This is a genomic window from Natrinema saccharevitans (assembly GCF_001953745.1).
In the GTDB taxonomy this organism is placed as follows: Archaea; Halobacteriota; Halobacteria; order Halobacteriales; family Natrialbaceae; genus Natrinema; species Natrinema saccharevitans.
Genome location: NZ_LWLN01000001.1, coordinates 1,510,624 through 1,536,911 on the forward strand (window position 1 = coordinate 1,510,624; position 26,288 = coordinate 1,536,911).

Sequence of the window (26,288 nt, forward strand, 5' to 3'; positions counted from 1 at the left end):
AAGCGGTGAGGTAGCAATCGACCGGCTTCCGCTGATCCAGCGAGATCGATCAGAGTCGAACCGAGCCCACAACGGTTCGGGTATCGGAACGCAGCGGACGATCCTAAAAGCCGACAGAGACGTTACTAGATCCAAACATTTCTGACGAGGGAGTAGTTCAGTATCCGACAGTTTAGATCTCGGATTGGCTACTGGGACGGTCCATCGGTGGGTGGATCGGAGACCGGTGAATTGATGACCGATTTGAAGTGGTCGATCATTCGTTCGAGCCCGTCTTCGAGTTCGACCGTCGGCTCCCAGTTCAGTTCCGATCGCACTTTCGAAATATCGGGACAGCGCTTCCGTGGGTCGTGGGGTGGTAGGGGTTCGTAAACGAGGCTACTCTCGCTATCCGTCATTTCGAGTAACATTTCTGCCAATTCGAGAATCGTTCGCTCGTCCGGGTTCCCGACGTTGACCGGGGTCTGGAGGTCACTAGCGAGGAGTCGACGCAAGCCTTCGACGAGATCTGAAATGAAGCAAAAGCTTCTCGTCTGTTTCCCGTCGCCATAGACCGTCAAATCTTCGCCCGTGAGCGCCTGCCGGACGAACGTTGGGAGCACGCGACCGTCATCGATACGCATCCGTGGCCCGTATGTGTTAAATATTCTCGCAATGCGAACATCGAGGCCGTACTGCTCTTTGAAGCTCCATACTAACGATTCACCGTAGCGTTTGGATTCGTCGTAACACGCTCGTGGTCCGAACGGATCAACGCGTCCTCGATAGTCTTCGGGCTGCGGATTGACATCGGGATCACCATAGACTTCGCTTGTAGATGCAAACAGGTAGGTCGCGTCTTTCTCCAGCGCCAGTTCCAGTGTCTTTTGGGTTCCGATCGCTCCCACCTGAAGCGTCTCGATCGGATTCTCCTGGTAGAACGCCGGAGACGCGAGACTCGCGAGGTGGATGACCCAGTCCAAATCACCGGCCACGGTGATCGACTCCGTTATGTCCTCCTTGTGGAACGAGAACCGGTCGTGGGATCGAAATCTGGATATATTTTCCTGACGGCCCGTGACAAAATTATCGAAGACGAGCAGTTCGTGTCCCTCATCGAGAAATCTTTGACAGAGGTGGGAACCGATAAAGCCCGCACCGCCGGTAATACAGACTCTATTCATTTTCTATACTCGTTGCTAATCAGTCGAGTTGATCGAGCGATCATGGTGCTCACTGATACCGGGGCCCGCTTGCTCTGCTTTCGTCAGCCGCTCTCGATAGACGATGCGGAAGTGATGATTGCCGATACATCCCTGCTCTTATTATATTATTGGAGTTTTATTAACATTTCGATATTTCTAAACCGAAAGAACGACGTTGAAATACTCACAACCGGCTCACGCGGTCTATCTGCCGATCCGGACGACGTCTGCAAAAGACTACTGCGTATTCGACTGGCTACGGTCTTTTCCGACCGGTCGTGTAGAGAACGACGACCGTTGTTCGTTCTCGAACCGGACGCTTCCGCGGGTGGATTCGTAGCGCAGGCGAGACGAAATGCTCGTCAAACCCCTCTGTTAAAATATTAATTTTTATAACCCTTCAATTATTTTAACGCAATATGGCCGATTGGACGGAAGACGTCTTCAAAGACAAATCGAGCCTCTTCGCGGGAGTGTTAGAACGGCACGACCCTCACACGGAAGATGAGGTCGATAGAATACTTTCCACGGTTCGAGAGGAATACGGGGTAGAGCCGGAGTCGGTCCTGGACGTCGGCTGCGGACTGGGACGGCACGTGCTGGCGTTCGGTGAACGGGGGTACGAGGTCGACGGACTCGATTTCTCGCGGGAATACGTTCGAGAGGCCCGCCAGCGCGCCAGTGATCGCGACCTCGACGATCGCGTCTCGATCCACCAACACGACATGCGCAATCTCGAGGAGTGGGACGACTCCTACGACCTCACCGTGAACCTGGGGTTGACGTTCGGATATTACGGTCGAGAAACGGATCAGGAGATTCTCTCGAACGTCTTCGACCTCCTCTCCGACGACGGCGTGTTCGCGGTCGAAATGATTAACGCCGCGGGCATCGTGAACAATTTCCAGCGAAGTCACGTAACTGAATTCGACGACGAACTCAGCGTTCAACGCCTCGAGTACGACATCGAGAAAGGGGTGTTGCACAATATCACTGATCTATTTGCGAAGATCGAAGACGAGTATCAGTACAAGGATCGGATAGTTATGAAACATCAGCTATACTGGACTGCAGAATTCAAGCATATGTGCGAATTAGCCGGTTTCGAATCGTTTCATATCGTTCCTCTCGATGGAGAGGAACTCACCCTCGATGTAACTTCGTATCTGCTGCTTGCTAGTTGAGGTTACTTGTCCCATATAAGTCTCGATTGGAGAGTGAGCGATTTCGCTCCGAATCGTACACGGCTGCGGATCGGCCCTCTTCCCGGCTCGTCGACCGATCGGCAGTGTCGTCCTCACCGGCAGGACGTAAAGGGACTATAACGCCGGTGTCGAAGGGATTTTGTCACGCTTCCGACTCGCACTGGAGTTCGTGGGAGATCGGAAGGAAAACCGAGTCAGGTCCGTACGCGGTAACCGCGTTACCAGCATCGGATACCGACGGGTACACTGACTGTTGATCGAGACTATCCGGTCCGTTCGGAAACCGTCACGGACATCGTCTCCAACCCGTAGTACCCGGTCACAACAACAACAGTTATGTAGCTCAACCACAACGAATTTTTTACGTGGATCGTACACTGAGTTATGAGCCAGAGTGGTTCCCTCGGTCGTCTTCGCGAGAGTATAACGGAAGTCGTCGGATTTCTCTTCGCGTTTCTAATGGTATTGGGAATCGTCGTGGAGCCGTGGTTGTTCGTTCTGGGCCTTGTCGGGATGCTATTTTTGACTCCGATAGTAGCACTCCTATTTGGTGATCGAGACACGGTCGAGGAATGGTGGGGTGGAGAGAAGGCCCAACAACTAGATACTGACACCTCACAAGACGACCCACTCGAAACGCTCAAACGCCGGTATGCTGAGGGCGAACTCTCCGAAGAAGAGTTCGAAGACAAACTCAACCGATTACTCGAATCGGAGAACGTAGATATGACGGACTTCGATGCCAACCACCGTGAGTCGATAACCGAGTTTCCTGAAGAGGATGATTCCGAGATGGAGCTAGATGAAAACTAACCCTCTTTACTGAAGTAATCACATCTGCGCAGCTATTAGCCAGTTCGTTGCCCTCGTCGCGGTCTGCCTGCGACCGCTATCCAGAACACTACTTTGGAGAATCAGAGCCCCAAACCAGTAAAATTTTGTATGTTGGAATACAATTTTCAAATATGAAAAATTGGACGGAAAGGCTTTACAAAGACAAATCGAGCCTCTTTGCTGAAGGACTCGAACGATTAGAAGGGGTAGCCGAGGACGAGATGGATATCATTCTCAACCGGGTGAAAGAGGAATACGGGGTAGAGCCGGAGTCGGTCCTGGACATCGGCTGCGGACTGGGACGGCACGTGCTGGCGTTCGGTGAACGGGGGTACGAGGTCGACGGACTCGATTTCTCGCGGGAATACGTTCGAGAGGCCCGCCAGCGCGCCAGTGATCGCGACCTCGACGATCGCGTCTCGATCCACCAACACGACATGCGCAATCTCGAGGAGTGGGACGACTCCTATGACCTCATCGTGAACTTAGGAGTAACGTTCGGTCATTACGGTCGAGAGACGGATCAGGAGATTCTCTCGAACGTCTTCGACCTCCTCTCCGACGACGGCGTGTTCGCGGTCGAAATGATCAATAAGGCGAATCAGATCCACGACTTCGAACGAACATACGTTATAGATTACCGTGATGCTCTCAATGTTCAGCACCTTAGATACGATATCGGAAACGGTGTTCTGCACAGTAATATCGACGTATTCTCGAGAGAAGAGGAGGAATTCGGATACCGAAATCGTATGACCCTTAAGTATTACCTTTATTCACCTTCGGAACTCAGGTACATGTGTAAACGAGCGGGATTCGAGGACGTCACTATCGTTCCGAGAGGTGCGGAAGAACTCACACTGGACGTGGAATCGATCGTTATACTGGCCAGTTGAAGCCGGAGGGGCTCGGAAACCGGCTCTTGTAGCTCCGTAAACCGTATCTCCCGAAAAGGGAAGCGAAAACGAGTCCGTACGGCGATCCGTCGGGATTCGTGCGCACAGCTTTCCAAAAGTGTCGAACTGCGTGTGCCGACCATCGGCTCTGTTGTAGGCACTTGAGGGCACCAATTGCGTGTTTGAGTGCGAGACCCCGTTTCCTGACCGTGTCGGGGTACGCGTCGTAGAGCTCATCGTAATACTCGACAATGGCCATTCTCGCCGCTTTGCAATCTACGGATCTGCTTAATCCGTAGCCAGATCGACTAGTAATAAGTTCTCTATCGATCGTACACACTTTGTTCGATCGAACGAGCTCTATAACCGGGACGATATCGTCGTGAGGAAAATCAGCCATCGGGAGTAACGATTCGATCGCGGACCGTTCCGCAAGCATTCCACTGATACCGTACGGAGCCGCCAGTGCTGAAAGACAGAACTCGAGGACTGTGTCGGGATCGATCGGATTCTCGCCCGTGTAGAACTCGCGAATCGCTTCTGGATCGAGAAGATCCCGCTTGCGAGCAAAGGCGACGGAACAATCTCCCGATTCGATAGCTTCCAGGAGCATTCGAATACCGTTTGCCTGTATCTCGTCGTCATCATCGAGAAACAGCACGTACCTACCGTTCGTTTTCTGAATACCTCTGTCGCGGGCAATCGCAACCTGTTCGATTTTATTATCAGTTTCGTATGAATTGATGCACGTATAATTCACGCCGTACTCATCTGCGACGGGGCGAGCGTTCTCATTTCGTGTCATATCTACGATGTGGATGTCGATACTAACACTTTTTTGACTCACCACACTATCGATAGTCCGATCCAATGAATTATTTCTTTTATATGTGGGTATTATAACGTTCACCGACGGCAGGCTCATAGTGTGATATCGATACTAGCACTCACATATTGGTTTCTATTCTGTAATACGACTTGCTTAGTGTAGTTCGACGTCCGATGACGAAAACTGGTCCGGACGTGTTACTCGGCAAACGACTCAGAGGGCGCCCTGTCCCAGTAATATAGTTGTCAGCATCCGTACTACCGAAGTACAGACCTATCTCAAGTCCGGTCTCACCGGTACTCTGGCCCGGTGATATCACTCGTAAAGAATTGCGGTAGTCACCGGAGACCAGTTATCGCTTTTCGTGGTGGTTCTAGCATCGAGAAACCGTCATCGAACGGCCGGCCCGTCGAATCGGTCCGGAAACTCCCACGGGACGTGTTCGGGCACTCGTCCCACGAGTCGTCCCGAGAACGTACTATCGGGTGAGCGATCCGGATGGTGTCTTTCTGTCCGGTCCCTGATAGTCGTATAGCCGCGTTGATATCGAATCGCCTTCGTCACGAATTCGGCCGCTGTACGCGACCGAAGACGTGATTTGGCCTACTCTAATTCGTAGGTGTGAAGCCGATCGACGGCGATTCGGTACCAGATCGGAACTGAAAGCACGATTGCAACAATCATTGCCCAACTTGTTATCTCGACAATATCGTTTGAAACGGTGATAGCTAACGGCAGTAGTCTCGTGATCAGCGAAGTAGTGATCTCGAGGACCATCTCGGAATTGATGGTTGCGACTGCGATCACGATCGCCATGGAGAAGAGTGAGTAGAAGAGGTAAGCGGTCTTGCTTGGTGGGACTGCGACCGTCGACTGGCCGATTTCGGACTCTTGGAACCGGGGAAAGAGCGTTCCGATTCCGATCGACACAACTGCTCCAATTGCGATAGCGACGACCGAAGCAACGGCAAGGACGGCTAGTTCGGACTGTGGTCGGTCTGCTACGATTCCGGTCCCGATCGCGAAGAGTACCGTTATCGGTGCGGCAGTCAACACAGCGACGATATATCCGTGGACAATCTGTCTCCCGGAGATCGGCGAAGACAACACGGCGGGTAGTGTTGCACCCTGATTACCCAACGGATTCAACGAGATTGCAGTTCCAGCAGTCCACGCACCGTACCAGACGACGGCCCAGGGTGCATACCAGGGAAGACTGCCGGTCGTAAGGAACTGTTCAGCGGCTGGGATCACGCCGAGAAGCGGTAAGGCGACGAAAACGATTTGTTTCGGTGAACGAACCAGCCGAATGAGCGTAGTACTCGCGATTGCAAACGTTCCCTGCGAAGTACATATTCTCGCGAGGGCTGTTTCGAACTGGTGATCCGGGGGCAGGCTATCGTCGTCGGATTCAGAATCGTCAGCGGTGATCACTAGGTCGCCGCTCCACGCGAACCGGGCAGCAGGGATCGCACAACCGATCGCAATGGCTGTCAAGAGCCCGAAAAAACCGGTCAGAAGGGGCGCCGTAATCGGCGTAGCTCCCTCACCCGCGACCGTCACCAGCGCTAAATCACCGAACCACGTAAGCGGGGGAGCAGTCAACGCCGGTTCGCCGGTTTCGATTATCGCGTCCCAGTAACCGGTCACCGCCGTGCCGAAATAGAGACCGGTGAGCAGAAGACCGATCAACGATTTGTATCGAAGCAAGGTCTGGGAGCGACGGACGATCCCTTTGATGATCAACCCGAGCGGATATCCCGCGGCGACTGCACTCACTACCAGTACTGGAGTCAGTACAACGAAACCTATCACGTTTTGGTACGACTCGGAGCCGACGGAGAACCCGATACCGGCTGCAACGGTGATCGGTGTCACCACTGCGAGAAACTTCACGCTAGATGAGATCACGTGAGCGAGAACGAGGTCCGGGACCGTTCTAATCGTCAGGTAATGGCTGTTGTTCGTGACGTTACTCTCCTCGTTTACACCGCTCCATACGTTCAAAATCAGTATGAAGAGGAATAATCCGCCGAACCCTGCCCAGAACATGGACGTAATAGAACCAGTCAGTAGGTAATCCGTCCCGATTGTTTCCGAAGACGTGTACGCGACCCTGATCAGCAGAACGTAAAAGATAGAGAGGAGCACGGAAAAGAGCAACCAGTAGTCCTGTCTGAGCATCCATCGGTATCCACGACGGATATCGACCTGTGAGAGCTCTAAACTCGCCCTCACGGAGGGAATCGACTGGTTGATCCGCTCACGTGGATCGTTAGTCGCTTCGGTACATTCTTGGACGGGCGTATTTTCTCCTACCATAGTTTATCGAAGGTGATCGGAGTTGCTCGGTGCTAGTTTAAATCGCGTCTTCGTCGGAGGTTATTTCCAGAAATACAGTCTCGAGATCAGTAGCCGTACCACGCTCAGCTTGCGCTTTCAACTCGTCGACAGGTCCTTCTGCGATGAGCCGTCCGTCGCGGATGACGCCGATTTCGTCGGCGACCTTGTCGACGATTGGGAGAATATGTGACGACAGGAACACCGTCGTATCGTCGGACGCTAACTCGTCGATAGTCTCACGCACCGTTCTAGCGGCGATCGGATCGAGACCACTCGTCGGTTCGTCGAGGAAGACGACGTCGGGATCGTGAATGATCGTGCTGATAACACCTACCTTCTTTTTCATTCCGGTCGAATACTCGCCGATTCGACGGTGTGCGTCGCTTCGCAAGTTAAATTCGGTCAGCAGTTCCTCGATCCGGTCGTCGGCGCGATCGTCGGGGATTTCGTGAAGTCTGGCGAAGTGGCGGAGTTGCTCCCATGCGTTTAACTCGTCGAAAATCGGCGGTGTGGTGGGGAGATATCCGATACGCTTAGAGAGTTTTGCTCGATCCGTGATCGAGACACCAGCAACGGTTGCGCTACCTGCGGTCGGTTGGGTGAGAGTCGTCAATATTTCCATCGTCGTAGTTTTCCCCGCACCATTCGGTCCGAGGAAACCGTACACACTGCCGGCCGGGATAGATAGTGAGAGGTCTTCGACGGCAACTTCGTCGTCGTAGCGCTTTGTGACCCCGTAAGCAGTTATCGCGTGATCTGAATCCCGCTGAGGTGAGCGCATTTGTTGCTCATTCTCCATATTTGCTCAGTTATTGTTGTCGTTCACACCACCATAATTGTTTCGTACTGTGTGAATATATAAATATATCGAATTATGTATGGATTTTATAAAAACAGGTTATAGACAAAACCGTCGAGGAATAGGCACCCGGGGCGTTCTGACCGGGATAGAGGGCTTCAGATCGGTTTGTCGACTCGATTTATGGCGAAACGTGACGGGTCGATTCGGATGTCTCTACGAACGAACTCGAGTGCCGTTCAACTCTCGGAAATACTGAATGATACTGCGAAATGAAAAGCGGCTTATATTCGTCAGTATTTTCACGCACTCGCATAACGAGGAACTGGACTGTATCGTTCAACTGTATGTCGCGACTTTCCCTCACGCTATGCGTGACGTAGTTCAACAGTGAGATGTAGGGTGTCGTCAATAAGTAGCGATCCTCCTCGATTTCTTCGAGTTCTCCCCATTCTTCCTCGTCCCAGTCGTATTGCTCCGAGATACCTTCCGTTAATTTATCCGTCGTGTCGTAGAGTAATTTTGCTGTGTACATGTCCGGATTCCAGATTGGTCGGTGACCGTCATTTCGGACCTCAGTTATCTCAGAAAGAAAGTTCCAGTCTTCTACGCCACCGTCTTCTCGCTGCAATCGATAGAGCAGTTTGTAATCGTGTTGTACGGGATGCGGAGAGAAGAGATTCCAGTCCGGTACTAATCGATAGATCGGTGCGAAGTACCGCGCCGGATTGAGTCGTTCCACTTTCATCGTCTCCTCGCGCGATTCCCACGCACATTTCCAGATCGTGACTATAACGAATAATGTGGCGGTACAGCCGATTAGTCCGGTTAGTACCTCTTCGATCATCACTCCGTTTATAGTCATTACAACAGTAAATTCTTACGATAATGTGTTTGCACTTAGGTTAATCGGCCGGGTAAATTCTGGGAGTGGTGTAGAAATAATGCTGTTCGCTAGCTGATGGTGCGATGCTCGAGGCCTCTTCGGGGGACCAAGACGTGCGAACAGATCGAATCGTTCGAACACGTCGGAGCCCTTAGCTCGTGAGTTATCCCCGCCGCGTGTATCGTTATCTCGTCCAGTTAGTCCCTTTTGACTGGGAATAGAAGGTATTTAATAAATAGAGCAAGTATGGAATATTATCGGAGAGTCAGGTTCATGGATCGCGGAATAACATATATCGCGTTTGGAGACGTTTATAGACAACTGGCCGTCCAGTCCGCTGAACGGATATCCGAACTGGGTGATTGGCCTATTTGTCTCATTACAAATTCGAAGACACACATCCGAGACGAGCTCTTTAAACACATCAAGATAGTACAGCCGGAATCTGTCTGGAGAAAGCACCGGTACGGCGGCGGTATAAAACCCGAGTTCTTCGGAGAATCGCCGTTCGAACGAACGCTCTACCTCGATACTGACACCTACGTTGTCGACGGCGATGCGATCGACGACCTGTTTGCTCTTCTCGACGAGTACGAACTAGCTGCGGCACACGACACGGTCCGAAAACTCGAACACGAGTATGGGACAGTTCCGGACACGCTCGAGACATCTCCGGACGCGTTCCCGTGGCTTAACACCGGTGTGGTTGCCTATCGGAAGTCAGATTCGGTCTTAGATTTATTCCATAAGTGGAGATGGATATATCACGTACAAAGTACACGGATCGAAGGCATCAACGATCAGGCAGCCTTTTGTGAAGCGCTGTACTACAACGACGTCATTCACACCGTGCTCCCCCCCGAATACAACCACCGCATCTCTCACGAGCAAACGTTGACTGGAGAAGTCAAGATCCTTCACGGTCCCGCTGACGACTATCCCGCCATAGCAGACTACATCAATGAGTACGTCCGGAATCGAGCGGAGAACGTAGAATCCATCCTCCCCTACCAATCGATCAGTTACTACGTATTCTGGAACGAGGGTCACGTTCGATCGATCCCGGTACGGTTGACGTATCCGATACGGACCGAACTGGAATACGGACTACGTCGTGCACGCCAGCTCGCGACACAGACGAAGAACAAGGCAGCGTCCGGTATCGAAACGGTTCTTTCTCGGTGAACGACCCCGTTCCGTTCCACGTCGGGAACCGTGGATGTGACGTCTCCCCAGTACCATCGTCTATGACACGTTGAAATTCGCCAGTGTGGCTCCGCATCGAATTCTCGTCCGCGTCGCTGCTACTCGCTGATCGGACCCGGAGAGAATCTTCCGACGCAGAACGGGCACGACGAACCGGCAAGAGCTCCAAGGCCCGCTTCCCGGTACGCCGTCACGAGTGCGTCCACTACCGACCTCTCGGCAGTGAGTCGCTGCGCCTGGATTCCTATCGATCGACGAACCAAACAGTGTCGGGATATCCACATAGCAGCCGTGCAGGATCAAATTCCGATCAAAACCACATCCAGCGTCCCCGTGACCGTATCGAAACCGTCGATGAAGATAACTTTTATATTAAAAAACGATAATACAATCGTATGGGAAACTGGGTAGAGGACGTATACCTGGAAAAATCGGATCTGTTCGCCGAAGTTCTCGAACGGTATGACGACCTAGCTGGCGACGAAGTGGAGATCATTCTCGACCGAATGAAAGAGGAATACGGGGTAGAGCCGGAGTCGGTCCTGGACGTCGGCTGCGGACTGGGACGGCACGTGCTGGCGTTCGGTAAACGGGGGTACGAGGTTGACGGATTCGATTTCTCGCGGGAATACGTCCGAGAGGCCCGCCAGCGCGCCAGTGACCGCGACCTCGACGATCGCGTCTCGATCCACCAACACGACATGCGCAATCTCGAGGAGTGGGACGACTCCTACGACCTCATCGTGAACTTTTTCGAGACGTTCAATTATTACGGTCGAGAGACGGACCAGGTAATTCTGTCGGACATCTTCGACCTCCTCTCCGACGACGGCGTGTTCGCGGTCGAAATGACCAACAAGTCCAACCTCATTCACGATTTTAAACGGAATTACGTTAGCGAATACGACGATAGCATCTACGTAATCCGCGTCGATTTCGATGTCGAATCAGGTATCGAAACCGTTACGAATGATGTGTTCTGGAAACGGGAGGACGGATTCGAGTATCGGGATCGAATGGTTATGAAACATCACCTCTATTCGCCCTCGGAATTCGGTCACATGTGTAAACGAGCGGGATTCGAGGATATCACCATCGTTCCGAGAGGTGCGGAAGAACTCACAATAGACGTAGAATCAGTCGTCATACTGGCCAGTTGAACTCCTCAAACGTCAGAACTGCGCTTGGAAATATACTGTATCGGGCCGCTAGTAGTGGCTCATCACACCACGTTTACGAGCGACCCGACTGGCGTAGTAGAACACGACGAATCCGACCAAAAAGTACGCCAGCCCCGTTCCAAGAAGTATCGATAGATCGACGAGGCTGAACTCCCAAAGCGCCGTTCCATCACGCATGGCGGTTTGGAGCATCGTCGAACCCTGTGCGAGCGGAAGAACTCCGACGAGCGGTGCGTCGGTGACCGGTGCAGCGATCAACCCGATGAGAACGAACTGCATGATGCTATTGATGCTGCTGATTTTTTTGTAGACGAGCGCGAGCCCGCCGATGCCGAAACCGATTCCGATCGCCGGCATGAGCGTCAGGATTGTGATCGGGATTACCGTCCAGAAATCTACAACGAGCCATCGCTGAGTCGTTACCATCATCAACAGTAGCACGACGAATCCCCACAGGAACGCAAACAAGACGTTCACGATTGTCTTGAGGCTCATAACGGTATTGAATCCGTACGGGGACATGAACAACTGTTCGAGCGTTCCCCACCGCGACTCCGCGGTGACGTCCTGTTGGAGGCCCATGTACGCCGTCTGGGCCATCGTCCACAAGAACCAGCCGACGATAATCCCTTCAAAGGTCTCTCCGAACCCTTCAACACCGTTGGCGACCTGATCTACGATCGCCTGTCCGCCAAAAAAGACGCCGACGAAAAACAGGTACATTGCCACGATCTGAAACGCGAAATCGATCGGATATCGGAGCATCAACAGTAGTTCCTTTCGAACTATCTCCCTGAACAATAAGTACGACCCCGCAACCGACACCTCGTCGTTACTGCTCGCTCTATTCAGAGGTCCGCCGTCTCGATTACTGGATCGATTCGGTGAACTCATTCGTGGGACCTCCTCCCGGAGGAAGCGATCGATTGATCCGTTTCGGTCGCCGATCGTCGATCGTCGCTATTCTCAGTCAATGATAGAAAAACCTCTTCCAGATTCGTGTCGACGGTTTCGATAGTTTCGATCGAAAGGTCCGCGTTCCGGAGCAAGTCGATCAGATCGTAGAACTCGTTGCTGGCGACTGTCACCCGGAACTGCATTCCTTTCGACCCGTGAGGTTTGAACCCGTCGGCATCGAACTTTCCCTCGAGATCGGTACGTATGTCAGAACACTCGCCATCGACGGTAATCTCGTACCGCGTCTTTTCGAAAAGGTGAACGAGATTGTCGACTGTGTCGTCGGCGATGATCTCACCGTCGTTCATAATAATGGCCCGATCGCAGACCTCCTCGATAACGTCCATATCGTGACTGGACACGAGGACCGTCGTATTCTCCCGCTCAACGAGTTTCTTGAGTACGTCTTGAAGTTCGAGTTTACTTTCGATGTCGAGTCCGAGAGTCGGTTCGTCGAGAAATAGAAAGTCTGCGTTTCGAGCGAGAGCACATGCGAGAGTGACCTTTTGTTTCTGTCCGCGTGATAATTCTCGAACGACGGTGTCGGCTTTGTCGCTAATATCGAACTGTTCGAGCAACTCTTCGTGACGCGCCTGGCGTTCTCGAGGATTGTTTCCGGCGAGCGCAGCGAAGAAGTCGAGGTTCTCCTCGACAGTTAACCGCCAGTACATGTTTCTCGCACCCTCGAATGTTCCCCCGATATGTTGATACGCCGTTTTCGGATCTTCTAGAACGTCGATGTCACCGATACGGACCGTACCCTCGGTCGGGACGATGAGTCCGAGGATACACTTGATAGTCGTCGTCTTACCCGCTCCGTTCGGTCCGAGAATTCCGACGGCTGTCCCCCTTTCGAGATCAAAGTTTATTCCTTTGATCGCTTCGACGCCCTCGTCACCATACTGTTTCAACAAGTTCCGTACTGTGACAAATGAATCTTCCGCCTGATCAGTCTTTTCTCCACGTTTATGGATTTTCACAGCGGAATTGGCCATATTATATGTCTGCCCATCCCTTATTTTATTATTTCGGTTTGGAACTGTAGTATATTCCGTTCGACGGCGGTCCTGTCGGTCGTATATGGAGCGTACTCCCGTGTTCGATCGCATCCTCGAAGCGTTCCGGCGAGAGACGACCCAACTCCCGAAGGTCTCGAGTTCGAAGCGGTTGAGATCACGCCGGACTGGTCCGGTAAGCGTATCGGACTCGTCGAAGATCGAAACGTATCGGACCCGTAGAAAACCACATACTGTAGGTTTCGGATCGAGGGCCAATTCGACTGCGTATACAACGAGCAAGCGCAACGCAGTTGCCCGAACGGAGCAACCCACGGGTACGATCCCGGGGCGGTCATTCGGCGCTTCGTCGCCGTACCTGAAGCCAGAAACTCGACGGCAATCCATGCGGATTCAGGTCGTACGCGTGTCGAAGTTCGCCGTAGTTCTCGATAGCTTTCGCGAGGCGGTCGGAATAGTCCCTGTGCATGAAATAGCTCGTCCAGAGCACCTCGTAGCGAGAATTTCCGAGCATCAATCCGTAGAGTAAGTATTGTTCGTTGAAGAACAATCTCCAGTCTTTTATCCACGTTTCGGGATACTCGTACGGGAGAAACACGTCGTGAAGGTGAACGAGTACTCCGTCTTCGAGACGAGGAAGCACTTCAAGGTATTCGTAGACGACGTCGCTTCCGATCTTGACAACGTGAGTGCTGTCAATAAAAAGAATATCATCCTCCCTCAGTGATTTGAAAAAGTCGAGCGGAATGTCCTGGACTTTCATTTCCAGGATCGAAACAGACGAGATTCCCTCTAAACGTCGACTAGGGAACGGATCTATGACGATGTGTTCACTGTCAGTTTCGTTTTGTTCTCGAGCCGCTTCGATTACTTTGGTCGAATATCCGCCTCCGATTTCGATGATTCGATTCGGTGATCGATCGCGTACAATCGAGTATGCGATCTCTGCGTCAATCGTCTCGAAAAACAGATTCCTACTGTAGTATCCATCGTATTCCTCGCTCGGAGGAACGATCGGGAACTGATCGTACTCTTCTTTGTACTGGGATTCGAACTCGGAAAACCGCGTTAATTGTGACGACGCGTCGATCTCCATATCAGCAAAAATTTCCGACGGACCATCCCAGAGATCAGTGTCGAGCGTATCAATCTGCGGAATTGGCGAGTAATAGTCGCCAGTTTCTTCTATGTGTACACCCATATTCCGCCAAAAATCGTACGCGTCCTCGGAGAATAACGCTGGAATTGTGGCCGCCAATGCTGCTGGTTTTCCGCCGTGTCTCAGTACATGCCGGAGTCCGTCCGCGATTTCCGGAAAATCCTGTTCTAATTTCGTTACGATATCGCGGAGCTGTTCGTCCGTTAACTCGTCGCTTTCCCAGAGGTTTAAACCTGTCATAAACGCCGGTATACATTGTTTTTATCTGGTTGTCTTAACTTCTCCGGTGGTGGAAATAACGAGTGGCGAAAATCGCACAAAGCGATCCGGATCAAACTAGAAATCGCCCGTACCAACCGTTACGGTGAATCGAAAGCGCCCGCGGTCGCGAGTCAAGCACGCGTCGATAGAAAGAGACGAATCAGTTGGGATATTGGTACGCGAAAAATGTGCCGTTTCTCAGTGAATCGAGACTGATTTCCGTATCAGTCCGATGTTACACTACTCCCCGCTCAGTTCTTCACTTCCATCAGTTCCTCGAGGGAGGGATTCGACGAGAGCGAATCGAAGTCCTCCTCGTCGACCGTGGAGAGCGCTTCGCTCGGTTTGTCCGACCCCGTCGTGTATTCTGCGACGGCGAGTGCCAGCGCGAAGGCGGCTTTGCATCCGGGCGGACACAGCGTGGGCTCTTGGGCGAGTTCGTATTCGGCCTCGGCGGGAACTGCTTCTTGGGCGTCTCGTTCGGCATCAGACGCGACGTCCGCTTCCTCACCGCTTTCGGAAACCGACGTTCGGGTTTCTTTTAGTTCCTCGATTGAGGGAGTCTCACTGGAGAGTTCCACGTCCGGCATCGAATCGACTTCGTCCTTGACCCGGCCGCCTTCGTTTCCGTCGTTAGCCAGGGTCGTCGCGGCGTATCCTGCGGCAGCATAGGCGACATATGCGCAAACCTTCTTGCATGCCTGTGGAGTATTGGAGACGCCGCTTTCTTCTCGATCCGTGGGGATCGCTTTGTTCGCCTGTTCAACCACGGTGGGATTTTCTTGTTTTGATCCCGACATGCATCTCAAATCAATATACCAGATAAGAATAAAACTAACCATGTGGACTAAATTAGAAGCATTCTTGTAGGAGGTGTCGGGGAGAAGAGAGGGGATTCGAATTCACGAGCAACTGGGATACGTGGTATCATCGTCTCGTCGGTGGTGGTGTCTCGGTTACGGTGATTCGAGCGTTTCCTCTCGAACTCAGGGGGCCGTCCCCATCTGCCTGTCGCGTAGCGACCTGACTGTCGTGTTGGAGCCGATCGCTGTCGAATCAGTGTTTTCCCGGAGATGTGGACCGGTCGATCCGTCGTCGTCGGTCGATAGACTGATTCGATGCGGTGATGAACACCGATCCGGAGACGTTCGAGACGAGGGTATATCGATGAGCGATCCAGATCGACTCACTGCCGACATCGACACCGACGAACTCCCCGCCGAGGTCGTCGAGGAGGCCGAACGGCTCACGCGCACCGCGCGTGAGACGCCCGACGAAAACGAAGCGCAGGCCCACAGGGAGCGCCGCGAGGACCTGCTCGCCGACCACGCGTTCACGTCGCGAATCCGGGACGACGAGGGAGACGACGTCCTCGTGTTACACCCCGAGGAGTGGCACGACGAGGACGCGGGCGTCATCAGAACCGATCGGATCGACGACCTCTCGCGGGCGGTCGAGATTCCGCTCGAGGGGACCGAAGACCCCGACGACTGGGCGGCCGTCGACGATCGAAACCGGGACCTCGTCGCCGCAGTCAGGGAGGCTCACGGCGACGTTCACGGGGACAACGCGGCGCTACTGGCGGACTTCGCGGGCAACCACTACGCGAAGCCGATCGCGTCGCTGACCGCCGACGAACTCGCGGAGTTCCGGGAGGAGTACCTCGTCAGGAACGCCTGGCCGTCCGAAAAACAACGGGAAGCGATCGCGGAGTCGATCGAACTCGTCTTCGAGGCCGCCGGTGAATCGGCCCCGACCGTCGACTCTCAGTAGCTCTCGTCGACGATCTCTCGGATCTCGTCGGCGCGGTCGTCGCCCGTAACGACCTTCGAGAGCGTCCACTGGATGCCGTCGAGGACGGCGTCGTAGCCGTCGTCGGTCAGCGAGTACTGGTTGGTTCGCTTGTCGAGTTCGCTCTTCTCGACCAGCCCCAGATCGACCAGTTCGTCGAGGTTGGGGTAGAGTCGGCCGTGGTTGACCTCCGTCCCGTAGTAGTCCTCGAGTTCGCGTTTGATCGCCAGACCGTACATCGGCTCCTTGGCGAGGATCACGAGGATGTTGTTCTGGAAGGCTGTGAGTTCGCGTGCAACACTCTGCTCGTCGGTGATTGATTGTGCCTCTGACATGGCTGTGTAAATGTCACCAGACTATTTAAGACTTGTCAACCTTTCTGTCGTGTCAGCGGGTTAGATGGGCCGTACCGGCCGCAACGCGGCCGGACGCCGGTGGAACGGGCCCGTTCGTCGTCTGTTCCATAGCTGGCAACCGTCAAGCGACTAGTGACACTCGATTACGAAAGTACTTTTTGATCGACCGTCGATCCTCCGATACATGGTCAACCTCTGGGAAGACCTCGAGACTGGACCGAATCCGCCGGAAGAGATCTACGCCGTCGTCGAGTGTCTCAAGGGCGAGCGAAACAAGTACGAGTACGACAAGGACGTTCCCGGCGTCGTGCTGGACCGCGTCCTCCACAGCAACGTCCACTACCCGAGCGACTACGGCTTCATCCCGCAGTCGTACTACGACGACGAGGACCCCTTCGACGTTCTCGTCCTCGTCGAGGACCAGACGTTCCCCGGCTGTGTCATCGAAGCCCGTCCGGTCGCCCTGATGAAGATGGACGACGACGGCGAACAGGACGACAAGGTCATCGCCGTCCCCTCCGAGGACCCGCGCTACGATCATATCGAGGATCTCGACGACATCCCACAGCAGCAACTCGACGAGATCGACGAGTTCTTCGCGACCTACAAGAACCTCGAGGAGGGCAAGGAAGTCGAGACGCAGGGCTGGGAGGACAAGCAGGCCGCCTACGACGCGATCGAACACGCCCAGGACCTCTACGACGAGAACTTCTAGGCGGGACAGGCCGCACTTGCGGCACCACTCGTTTTCTATCGCCGCCGCGAACGGATACCCGAGAGTTATCCGCGGCCGACCGGGGGATTCGTTATGAGCATGGGTAATTTTATCCCCGTTCCCGCCGTAGTCGTTCCCGTATGGCAGCATCCGACTCCACCCCGAGAACGTCATCGCCGGCCGACGACGCGGCCGAGTCCGCCGCCGGGATGGCCCATCTCACGGTCGTTCCGGCCAACTTCGATCCCGACGACTCGAGCGTGACCGACGAGTAGGATTGCGGTCCGCGACCGGTCGGTACACCGCGTCTAGCACCCCGGAGACACCGCGTGTATCACCCCACTGTGTCCTCGCCCGACGGGTACCGTCGGCTCGCGCCCCAGCCGTTCGGAAAACAGTGTCTCGAAACGAACCTTCTTGTATGCGGTCGAACTACGTCCGTCCATGGGTCTGTTCGACCGATTACGGGGCGACGGTGATCCCCGGGTCGCGTTTATCGGGGTCGACGGCGTGCCGTATAGTCTCCTCTCGGAGAACGAGGAACTGTTTCCCAACTTCGCTGCGATCGCCGAGGACGGAACTGCCGGCGAGATCTCCAGCATCGTCCCGCCGGAGTCCAGCGCCTGCTGGCCGTCGCTGACGACCGGGATGAATCCCGGAGAAACAGGTGTCTACGGCTTCCAGGACCGCGAGATCGGTACCTACGACACCTACGTCCCGATGGGTCGTGACGTGCAGGCCGACCGCGTCTGGGACCGCGTGCAGGAAAACGGCCGCAAAGCGACCGTGATGAACGTCCCAGTTACCTTCCCGCCCCAGCGGGACGTCCAGCGGATGGTCTCGGGCTTTCTCTCGCCCGGCCTCGACAAGGCCGCCTACCCCGACGACGTCCGCGACTACCTCGAGACGCTCGATTACCGGATCGACGTCAATCCGAAACTCGGCCATCAGGACGATAAATCCGAGTTCGTCGAGGACGCCCACGCGACCGTCGACGCCCAGTACGAGGCCTTCCAACACTACATCGAGGAGGACGACTGGGATCTCTTCTTTGGCGTCTTCATGACGACCGACCGGGTCAACCACTTCCTGTTCAAGGACTACGAGCGCGACGGGGAGTACAAAGACGAGTTCATCGAGTTCTATCAGAAGGTCGACGACTACGTCGGCCGCCTGCGGGAGTCGCTGCCCGAGGATGTCACGCTGATCGTCGCCTCCGACCACGGCTTCACCAGCCTCGACTACGAGGTCCACTTCAACGAGTGGCTCCGGGAGGAAGGCTGGCTCTCCTTCGAGACGGACGAGCCCGAGGAACTCGGCGACATCGCCGACGACACCAGGGCCTACTCGTTCATCCCGGGCCGGTTCTACATCAACCTCGAGGGTCGCGAGCCCCGCGGTGCCGTCCCCGAAGACGAGTACGACGAGGTCCGCGATCAGCTCAAGGCCGACCTCGAGGCGCTCGAGGGCCCAGACGGGAACCCGGTCGTCGAACGCGTCGTCGAGAAAGAGGAGGCATTCCGCGGCGATCACGCCGACATCGCGCCGGACCTGGTCGCGATCCCGAACAAGGGCTTCGACCTCAAGTCCGGCTTCAAAGGCGAGGGCGAGGTCTTCGACACCGGCCCGCGCAACGGGATGCACAGCTTCGACGATACGTCGCTGTACATCGACTCGCCGGACGCGACGATCGAGGACGCCGACCTCTTCGACATCACGCCGACGATCCTCGACTTGCTCGAACTGGACTACAGCCGCGGCGAGTTCGACGGCGTGAGCCTCGTTTAACTGGCGATTCGCCGCCCTCGATCGGATCGGGGGGAAGGCATATGCTCGCCCGTATTCACCGAATTGGTATGAACGACGCTCGCCTCGTCGGCGGGAGCGTTCTCTGTGCGTTCTTGCTCGCCGGGATCGTCACTGTCGTCACCGGGAGTCCGGCCCTACTCGGTGGTACGCCGATCGGGATCGCGATCTACTTGACCGTCGGCGTCGCGCTCCCCCAGTATCTGCTATCCCGTCGTCGCGGTTCGGCGCTGCGACTCGGCCTGGCCAGTCTCACGGCCGCTGGTGCGGCGTTCGTTTTGATCGCTGGCGTCGCGACGGGGTCCCCGAACGCCGCGTGGGACATCGGGCTCGTCGGGATCCTGTTCGTCGTCGTCCTCGGGACCTCCATCGGGGCGGACATCCGCGCGTTCCGCGACGGTTATCGGTCGGCGGCCGGCGAGTGAGACCCCCGTTCACGGCCGCGATTCGATCCCGTTTTCCCGCCGGCCACGAACCGCCGTGCATGAAGGAGGTCATCCACGCTCGCGGCCACGAGAACGTCAGCGCCGACCACGCCAGCACGTTCGAAGTGACGACCGACGACTACCTCACTCCCGCAGGCGATTGCATCCTCGCGATCGAGGCCGACCGCGCGCCGGCCGACTTCGATCCTGACTTCGTCGCGGCCTGTCGAGACGCCGACGCGACCATTACCGTCGCGATCGAAGCCGACGGCCACGCGGAATCCGTGACCGGGCGGGGCGATCCCGACCTCGAGTTCACGAACGAGCGCAGCGCGGTCGGGCGCACGAGCGACTACGTCGACGACCGAACGATCGTCACCGACGCCGCGTTCGCGGCCGAGGGGTTCGACCGCGACCTCGTGGCGGCGCTTGCCGACGGTGCCGAGGCGACGGTGACGATCACCGTCGAGTAGCCGGCGGTCCGGGCCCGGTCGCCCTCTCGGCGACCGTCCGTCGCGGTTTTGGGGTCGAAGTCCCAACGGGACGGTATGAGCGACGATTCGGAGCCGGCGGTCAACATCAGCGGCGGGACGGCCGGCGGCGGACGGGCCGCCGAGTTCGATCCGGCGACGGCCGATACCCGCGCCGAAGAAGTCGTCGACCGACTGGGCGAACTGTTCTGGCAGAAAGAATACGGCGGGCGGGACGCCTTCACCTGTCTCGTCCGGACGATCCTGAGTCAGAACACGAGCGACACGGCCAGCCAGCCGGCCCACGACGCGTTGATCGAGCGATACGGCTCCGACGACACCGACCTCGCCGAGTCGCTCGCGGCCGCCGAGCAGTCGACGCTCGCGGAGACCATCAGCGGCGCGGGCCTGTACAACCAGAAGTCCGAGGTCATCATCGACACCGCCGAGTGGGTCCTCGAGGCCTTTGGCTCCGCCGCGGCCTTCGACACATTCGTCACGAACGAAGCGCCCGACGCGGTCCGCGAGACGCTGCTCGAGGTCCGCGGCGTCGGCCCGAAGACCGCCGATTGTGTCCTGCTGTTCGCCGGCGGTCGCGGCGGCGTCTTCCCCGTCGACACCCACGTCCACCGGATCTACCGGCGCATGGGGATCGCAGCCCCCGACGCCGACCACGAGGCCGTCCGCGAGGTCCTCGAACGCGACGTGCCCACAGCCAAGTGCGGCTTCGGACACACGGCGACGATCCAGTTCGGCCGCGAGTACTGCCGGGCGCGCAAGCCGGCCTGCCTCGAGGGCCCCGATGCCTGTCCCGTGGCGGACCGCTGCGATCAGGTCGGCGTCTTCCCCGAAACGGGCGAGGTCGTCGACCCGGCCGAGGCCCCCGAAGCGGAGTGATGGGGGACGTCCCGAGCGTCCTCTCGGGACGGTGGTGCGACGGGCAGCCAGGGCATTTATACAAGTGAGGTTGTATTCGTGAATCAGTGGTTGTATTCAGCGATGCGGAACGGGACGCAGTGTACAGGGCGATCTTCGCGCGGCGGGACATCCGGCGGTTCCGCGAGGAGCCGATCCCCGACGGCGCCCTCGAGCGCCTCTTCGAGGCCGCCCATCATGCCCCGAGCGTCGGCTTTTCCCAGCCGTGGGATCTCGTCGTCGTCCGCGAGACGGGGACGAAAGCCGAGATCGCCGAGATCGCCGACCGCGCTATCGCGGCCGCCCGCGAGGGCTACGAGGAACCACGGCGAAGCGAGTTCGCCGACCTGAAACTCGAGGGGATCCGCGAGTCGCCGGTCAACGTCTGCGTGACTTGCGATCCGACGCGGGGCGCGCCCCACGTGTTGGGGCGGAGTTCGATGCGGCGGACCGACGTGTACTCGACCTGTCTCGCCGTGCAGAACCTCTGGCTGGCCGCCCGTGCGGAGGGGATCGGCGTCGGCTGGGTGAGCGTCCTCTACCCCCACGAGGTCCGGGACGTACTCGATATTCCCGCACACGTCAAGCCGGTCGCGTATCTCTGTCTGGGCTATCCGGAGGACGGATTCCCCGACGAACCCGTGCTTCAGCGGGAAGGGTGGCGCGAACGACTCGACGTGGAGACGCTCGTCCACGAAGGTGGGTGGAATCTGGAACGGACAACCGACGCCGCTCGCGAGCGTGGCACTGACGGCGATCGCAGCCACGAGCCGCGTTCCCGATCCGAATCGCAGCCGCGGTAGTCGCCGTCTAGCAGTGGGTGACTGTCGAGAGAGCCCGACTGGACGCCGCCGGTGTGGACGACGGTCGGAACCGATCCGTCACGAGCGCCCGGCATCGCTCCATCACTGCCACAACGTTAATGAGAGTCGAAGGGTGATACTCGGTGTCAAACAAAACACGCCGTGTTCTATGTCACCTATTTGGGCCGGTTCACTGCGAACGCGTCCGTGTGTGGACGAGCGGCACTGCCGACCGGTCAGCGGCACCGCGCGACAGCAGGCGGCTCCTCGAGGGGGCTGAACTGATCGCCACAGGGACTCGATCCGAATATGACGTACGAGTTCACGCCGATAGCGCTCCCGTACATCGCCGCGGCAGTCGTCTGTACCGTGCTGTTGAGTACGATCTGGCAACGCCGCGACCGGCGGGGTGCGAAGGGATTCCTGCTGGACATCGCCGGCGTGATTATCCTCTCGGTGACGGTGTCGCTTCAGTTGTTCGCGACGGCGGAATCGACGACGCTCTTCTGGTGGAACTGGCGGTTCGTCGCGGGCTCGTTCATGGGGATCGGCTATCTGCTCATGGCGGTCGAGTACACCAACAACGAGGAGTACATAACGTATCGAAACGGGGCTGCACTCGCCGTCGTTCCGGTCCTGATCCAGTTTGCGGCGTGGACGAACGACCGTCACGAGTGGGTGTACACCGCGTCGATCGATCCGGCGACGGGACTCCTCGTCCCCACGTTCGAACCGCTGTACTGGATCTACGCCGTGACGATGTTGGCGTATCTCGGGCTCGCAGTCTACCTCCTGATCCGGTTGCTCCGCTCGCTTCCCGGGTTCGAAAAGCAAGCGGGCGTCCTCATTGCGACGATCCTGTTCGTCACGGTCGGACTCATCGTCTGGTGGCTCGGGGTCGTCCCCGTCGATACGCTCGCCCTGACGAGTACGGTGAAGGTCGTCGGCTTCTACGTCGCAGTGGACCGACTGCAACTCCTCGATATCGTCCCCGTCGCGCGGACGAAAGTGATCGACAACATGCGAGACGCCGTCTTCGTCGTCAACGCGGCGAACCGGATCGTCGACGCGAACCCCTCGGCCAAACGACTCGCCGGCAACGACATTTCGATCGGAGACCCCCTCGAAGCCGCGTTTCCCTCGTCCCCGCTTCCCGAACTCGACGATACCACCGACGCCCGAACGGAATGGACGTTCGAAACCGGCGACGAGACCCGACACTTCGCCATCCAGCTGTCGCCGCTCACGGACTCCCGCGGGAGACAGACCGGCCAGTTGATGGTCCTCCGGGACATTACGGAACTGAAAAACCGGGAACGGGAACTGACCGTCCTCAATCGGATCGTTCGCCACGACATTCGAAACGAGATGAACGTCGTCATCGGTCGCGGCGAACTCCTCGCGGACCACGTCGACCCCGACGGCGAGGAACACCTCGAACTGATGCTCGAGAGCAGCGATCACGTCGTCGACCTCACCCAGGTCATCGGCGACCTCGTGGAGACGCTGACGACCGACGGCGACCTGGACCTCAAACCCGTTCACCTGCTGCCCGTCGTCCGGAATCAACTCGAGAAAGCGCGGACCAGCTACCCCGATGCGGCGTTCCGCGTCGACGGTGAGCCGCCGACCGACGTGACGATCCGGGCCAACGAGATGTTGTCGTCCGTGTTCACGAACCTCCTCAACAACGCTGTGCTACACAACGACGCGGACGTCCCGCGCGTGGTGCTTTCGATCGCGGAACGAGACGAGACCGTCTCGATCCGCGTCGCCGACAACGGCCCCGGTGTGCCCGAGGAGCAGCGGGACGAAATCTTCGGACGCGGGCAGAAAGGCCTCGAGAGCGAGGGCACCGGTATCGGGCTCTACCTGGTCGATACCCTCGTCGAGGGCTACGGTGGCGACGTGTGGGTCGAAACCGCCGAGGAAGGTGGCGCGGCGTTCGTCGTCGAACTTCCGAAAGTCGGGGCTCGACAGGAGCGGCCAGCGGCGCTCCGGGAGTGATCGGCGACGGTCGCGTCACGGACGCTCGAGCCGGCAACGCCCGCGAGAAGCCGGCCACAGTCACGGAGCGACGCGCGGGGCCTCGAAAATCGCGACGCGGTTTTCGGAGCCGATCAGAGGAAGCGGAACGTCTCCAAATTCTTCGGCGCGAAGGTTCGCATGTCGTAGTCGTGGTACAGCGCCGAGGAGAGGTCCTGCGTGGAGCGTTCGTCGCCGTGGACACACAGCACCTTCTCGGGACGGGGGTTCATCGTCTTGACGAAGTTCTCGAGGCCGGCACGGTCGGCGTGGCCGGAGAAGCCGTCGACGGTCTCGACGTCCATGTTCAGCGAGAGGGTGCCGCGGCCGCCGCCGTTGCCCATGGCACCGACCTCGCTGGTGGGAATCTCGTCCCAGCCGTTCTGGATGCGCCGACCCAGCGTCCCCTGAGCCTGGTAGCCGACGAAGACCAGCGCCGAGTCCGGATCGGGGCCGATATGAGAGAGCCAGGACATGATCGGGCCGCCGGTGACCATCCCGGAGGTCGAGAGGATGATACAGGGCTCGCCGTCGGCGACGTCCTGTCGCTCCTCCTCGCCGCCGTCGATGTGGTTGAACTCCTCGGCGAGGAACGGGTTCTCGTCTTCGTGGAAGATCCGGTCGCGAAGGTCGTCCCGGAGGTACTCGGGATAGGTCGTGTGGATCGCGGTCGCCTCCCAGATCATCCCGTCCAAGTGGACCGGCATCTCCGGGATGTCGCCGCTGCGCATCGCCTCCTCGAGGACGAGCATGATCTCCTGTGACCGACCCACGGCGAAGGCGGGGATGACGACCTTGCCGCCTTTCTCGTAGGTCTCGTTGATGACTTCCTTGAGGTTTCGCTCGGAGTCTTCCTGGTCGGTCTGGTAGTCGTTGCGACCGCCGTAGGTCGACTCGAGGACGAGCGTCTCGACGCGCGGGAAGTCGTTGACCGCGCCGTTGAACAGGCGGGTATCCTCGTAGTGGATGTCGCCGGAGAACGCGACGTTGTAGAGACCGTCCCCGATGTGGAAGTGCGAGACGGCCGAGCCGAGAATGTGACCCGCGTTGTGGAACGTGAGTTTGACGTCGGGCGCGATGTCGGTGACGTCGCCGTACTCGAGCGGGATGGTGTGTTTGATCGCCTCGCGGACCTGTTCGCTCTCGTAGGGCGGGCTGCGGCCTTCCTTGGCCGCGACGTCGAGGTAGTCGAGCGTCAGCAGCCCCATCAGGTCCCGCGTGGGTTCGGTGCAGTAGATCGGGCCGTCGTAGCCGTACTTGAACAGGAGCGGGATCAGCGCGGAGTGGTCGAGGTGGGCGTGGGTCAGGACGACCGCGTCGATGGTCTGTGGGCCCGCGCCGAGCGCCTCCGGGGCGTGGAGGTAGGGGACCTCGCCTTCCGCACCGGGCTTGTCCCCACAGTCGATGAGGATCCGGGTTTCGGGGGTCGAGAGGATGAACGACGCGCGTCCGACCTCGCGACAGCAGCCGAGCGTGGAGATGCGGACGTACTCGTCGTCGGACATCTCCTCGCGGTGGATCTGGCGGCCGACCTTCTCCAAGATGTCCCGGCGCTCGTCACGTTCCTGCTTGAGGAAGCTCCGAACGTTCGAGACGGTCGAAGACTCGATCGGCGGCGTGCGGACGACTTCGGGGGTCCAGCCGACGTTTTTCGTGATTTCCCGGAGCGTCGACCCGTGACGGCCGATGACCATGCCGGGCTTTTCGGCCTCGATGACGACCTCGCCGGTGTCGGCGTGGAAGTCGAGGTCCGTGACCCCGGCGTCGTCGGGAATCACGTTCATGATCTCCTCGCGGGCCTGTTCGGGCCGCGAGAGGACGCTCGGGTCGGGGCGAACGGTGATTCGCTTGCGAAGCTTGCTCGCGAGCTGTCGAATGAGATCGCCCTGCTGGGCGAACTTCTTCGGGTCTCGCGTGTAGACCACCAGTTCGGGGCCTTCGTATTTCACCGAGGAGACCGAGATATCGCTCGGTAACTCGCTCGTGATCTGTGCTTTGAGATCGTCGAGTTGCTGCTCTACAGTACTCATAGGTCGCCGAATGTGGATTGCGTGAACTCGCCGTCCAGAACCGAGTGTGACGTCAGATGGGTGGGGGTGATCGGGATCGGGGTGTCGGAACCGAGCGCCCGCGGCGGACGACGATTCGCGTGCTGTTTCGTCTCCCGAATCATCGTTTCGACACCACGCCTGACGAACACGCTCCCGGATCGGTTATCCTGGTTCG

Annotated in this window: 25 protein-coding genes; 14 read left to right on the forward strand and 11 right to left on the reverse strand. The window is 57.4% G+C overall.

The window, feature by feature from the left end; translation table 11 throughout:
• Positions 1-188: 188 nt before the first annotated feature.
• Positions 189-1,163: a UDP-glucuronic acid decarboxylase family protein gene (locus A6E15_RS07675; protein ID WP_076145210.1), complete on the reverse strand. Its 975-nt coding sequence runs from the start codon at positions 1,161-1,163 to the stop codon at positions 189-191.
• 440 nt (positions 1,164-1,603) lie between these two features.
• Between A6E15_RS07675 and A6E15_RS07680 the strand changes: the two genes are divergently transcribed.
• The 3 genes from A6E15_RS07680 to A6E15_RS07690 all read left to right on the forward strand — a co-directional run bounded on the left by A6E15_RS07680 (position 1,604) and on the right by A6E15_RS07690 (position 4,119).
• Complete coding sequence (locus A6E15_RS07680) at positions 1,604-2,368, forward strand: class I SAM-dependent methyltransferase (RefSeq protein WP_076145212.1); 765 nt, start codon at positions 1,604-1,606, stop codon at positions 2,366-2,368.
• A gap of 405 nt (positions 2,369-2,773) precedes the next feature.
• Positions 2,774-3,202 (forward strand): SHOCT domain-containing protein, encoded by a 429-nt coding sequence (locus A6E15_RS07685; RefSeq protein ID WP_076145214.1) that lies wholly within the window; start codon positions 2,774-2,776, stop codon positions 3,200-3,202.
• A gap of 152 nt (positions 3,203-3,354) precedes the next feature.
• Positions 3,355-4,119, forward strand: a complete 765-nt coding sequence (locus A6E15_RS07690) for an SAM-dependent methyltransferase (RefSeq protein WP_076145216.1) — start codon at positions 3,355-3,357, stop codon at positions 4,117-4,119.
• On the opposite strand, the gene A6E15_RS07695 is transcribed toward A6E15_RS07690, so the two are convergent.
• The 4 genes from A6E15_RS07695 to A6E15_RS20290 form a co-directional block, all read right to left on the reverse strand.
• Positions 4,103-5,044 (reverse strand): glycosyltransferase family 2 protein, encoded by a 942-nt coding sequence (locus A6E15_RS07695; RefSeq protein ID WP_076145218.1) that lies wholly within the window; start codon positions 5,042-5,044, stop codon positions 4,103-4,105. The two genes, A6E15_RS07690 and A6E15_RS07695, sit on opposite strands and share 17 nt — an antisense overlap.
• A gap of 507 nt (positions 5,045-5,551) precedes the next feature.
• Complete coding sequence (locus A6E15_RS07700) at positions 5,552-7,132, reverse strand: hypothetical protein (protein ID WP_076145220.1); 1,581 nt, start codon at positions 7,130-7,132, stop codon at positions 5,552-5,554.
• Positions 7,133-7,307: 175 nt separating this feature from the next.
• Entirely contained in the window at positions 7,308-8,090 is a 783-nt protein-coding gene (locus A6E15_RS07705; RefSeq protein ID WP_084177347.1) for an ABC transporter ATP-binding protein, read from the reverse strand.
• 181 nt (positions 8,091-8,271) lie between these two features.
• The gene (locus A6E15_RS20290) at positions 8,272-8,937 is read right to left on the reverse strand and encodes a hypothetical protein (RefSeq protein ID WP_139326574.1); all 666 of its coding nucleotides are present in this window, start codon (positions 8,935-8,937) and stop codon (positions 8,272-8,274) included.
• 312 nt (positions 8,938-9,249) lie between these two features.
• Between A6E15_RS20290 and A6E15_RS07715 the strand changes: the two genes are divergently transcribed.
• The gene (locus tag A6E15_RS07715; RefSeq protein WP_076145224.1) at positions 9,250-10,161 is read left to right on the forward strand and encodes a hypothetical protein; all 912 of its coding nucleotides are present in this window, start codon (positions 9,250-9,252) and stop codon (positions 10,159-10,161) included.
• A gap of 416 nt (positions 10,162-10,577) precedes the next feature.
• The gene (locus tag A6E15_RS07720) at positions 10,578-11,342 is read left to right on the forward strand and encodes an SAM-dependent methyltransferase (RefSeq protein ID WP_076145226.1); all 765 of its coding nucleotides are present in this window, start codon (positions 10,578-10,580) and stop codon (positions 11,340-11,342) included.
• A 48-nt stretch (positions 11,343-11,390) separates the two neighbouring features.
• Here A6E15_RS07720 and A6E15_RS07725 read toward each other — a convergent pair whose 3' ends face one another.
• The 4 genes from A6E15_RS07725 to A6E15_RS20295 form a co-directional block, all read right to left on the reverse strand.
• The gene (locus A6E15_RS07725) at positions 11,391-12,257 is read right to left on the reverse strand and encodes an ABC transporter (protein WP_076145229.1); all 867 of its coding nucleotides are present in this window, start codon (positions 12,255-12,257) and stop codon (positions 11,391-11,393) included.
• On the reverse strand, positions 12,254-13,315 hold the full coding sequence (locus A6E15_RS07730) for an ABC transporter ATP-binding protein (protein ID WP_076145231.1): 1,062 nt from the start codon (positions 13,313-13,315) through the stop codon (positions 12,254-12,256). Before A6E15_RS07730 ends, A6E15_RS07725 begins: the two co-directional genes overlap by 4 nt.
• Before the next feature lie 355 nt (positions 13,316-13,670).
• Positions 13,671-14,735 (reverse strand): class I SAM-dependent methyltransferase, encoded by a 1,065-nt coding sequence (locus A6E15_RS07735; protein ID WP_084177348.1) that lies wholly within the window; start codon positions 14,733-14,735, stop codon positions 13,671-13,673.
• Positions 14,736-15,007: 272 nt separating this feature from the next.
• Entirely contained in the window at positions 15,008-15,556 is a 549-nt protein-coding gene (locus A6E15_RS20295; RefSeq protein WP_139326575.1) for a hypothetical protein, read from the reverse strand.
• A gap of 367 nt (positions 15,557-15,923) precedes the next feature.
• Here A6E15_RS20295 and A6E15_RS07745 point away from each other — a divergent pair, with 367 nt between their 5' ends.
• Positions 15,924-16,529, forward strand: coding sequence for a DUF7108 family protein (locus A6E15_RS07745; RefSeq protein WP_076145235.1), 606 nt, complete (start codon positions 15,924-15,926; stop codon positions 16,527-16,529).
• On the opposite strand, the gene A6E15_RS07750 is transcribed toward A6E15_RS07745, so the two are convergent.
• Positions 16,523-16,882, reverse strand: coding sequence for a PadR family transcriptional regulator (locus A6E15_RS07750; RefSeq protein WP_006650670.1), 360 nt, complete (start codon positions 16,880-16,882; stop codon positions 16,523-16,525). The two genes, A6E15_RS07745 and A6E15_RS07750, sit on opposite strands and share 7 nt — an antisense overlap.
• Before the next feature lie 205 nt (positions 16,883-17,087).
• Here A6E15_RS07750 and A6E15_RS07755 point away from each other — a divergent pair, with 205 nt between their 5' ends.
• From A6E15_RS07755 to A6E15_RS07785, 8 genes are all read left to right on the forward strand, one after another.
• A complete protein-coding gene (locus A6E15_RS07755) occupies positions 17,088-17,618 on the forward strand; it encodes an inorganic diphosphatase (protein WP_006182111.1) in 531 nt (176 codons plus the stop codon).
• A 140-nt stretch (positions 17,619-17,758) separates the two neighbouring features.
• Positions 17,759-17,893 (forward strand): hypothetical protein, encoded by a 135-nt coding sequence (locus A6E15_RS21665; RefSeq protein ID WP_277612900.1) that lies wholly within the window; start codon positions 17,759-17,761, stop codon positions 17,891-17,893.
• 169 nt (positions 17,894-18,062) lie between these two features.
• On the forward strand, positions 18,063-19,406 hold the full coding sequence (locus A6E15_RS07760) for an alkaline phosphatase family protein (RefSeq protein ID WP_076145238.1): 1,344 nt from the start codon (positions 18,063-18,065) through the stop codon (positions 19,404-19,406).
• A 68-nt stretch (positions 19,407-19,474) separates the two neighbouring features.
• A complete protein-coding gene (locus A6E15_RS07765; RefSeq protein ID WP_076145239.1) occupies positions 19,475-19,849 on the forward strand; it encodes a hypothetical protein in 375 nt (124 codons plus the stop codon).
• A gap of 59 nt (positions 19,850-19,908) precedes the next feature.
• Entirely contained in the window at positions 19,909-20,322 is a 414-nt protein-coding gene (locus A6E15_RS07770) for a DUF371 domain-containing protein (protein WP_076145242.1), read from the forward strand.
• Positions 20,323-20,397: 75 nt separating this feature from the next.
• Positions 20,398-21,216 carry an endonuclease III domain-containing protein gene (locus A6E15_RS07775; RefSeq protein ID WP_076145244.1) on the forward strand — a complete coding sequence of 273 codons (819 nt, stop codon included), beginning with the start codon at positions 20,398-20,400 and terminating at the stop codon, positions 21,214-21,216.
• Positions 21,217-21,302: 86 nt separating this feature from the next.
• Positions 21,303-22,037, forward strand: coding sequence for a 5,6-dimethylbenzimidazole synthase (gene bluB, locus A6E15_RS07780; protein WP_076145246.1), 735 nt, complete (start codon positions 21,303-21,305; stop codon positions 22,035-22,037).
• Between the two features lie 309 nt (positions 22,038-22,346).
• Positions 22,347-24,044: a sensor histidine kinase gene (locus A6E15_RS07785; protein ID WP_076145248.1), complete on the forward strand. Its 1,698-nt coding sequence runs from the start codon at positions 22,347-22,349 to the stop codon at positions 24,042-24,044.
• Between the two features lie 113 nt (positions 24,045-24,157).
• On the opposite strand, the gene A6E15_RS07790 is transcribed toward A6E15_RS07785, so the two are convergent.
• Positions 24,158-26,092, reverse strand: a complete 1,935-nt coding sequence (locus A6E15_RS07790; RefSeq protein WP_076145250.1) for a beta-CASP ribonuclease aCPSF1 — start codon at positions 26,090-26,092, stop codon at positions 24,158-24,160.
• Positions 26,093-26,288: the final 196 nt, after the last annotated feature.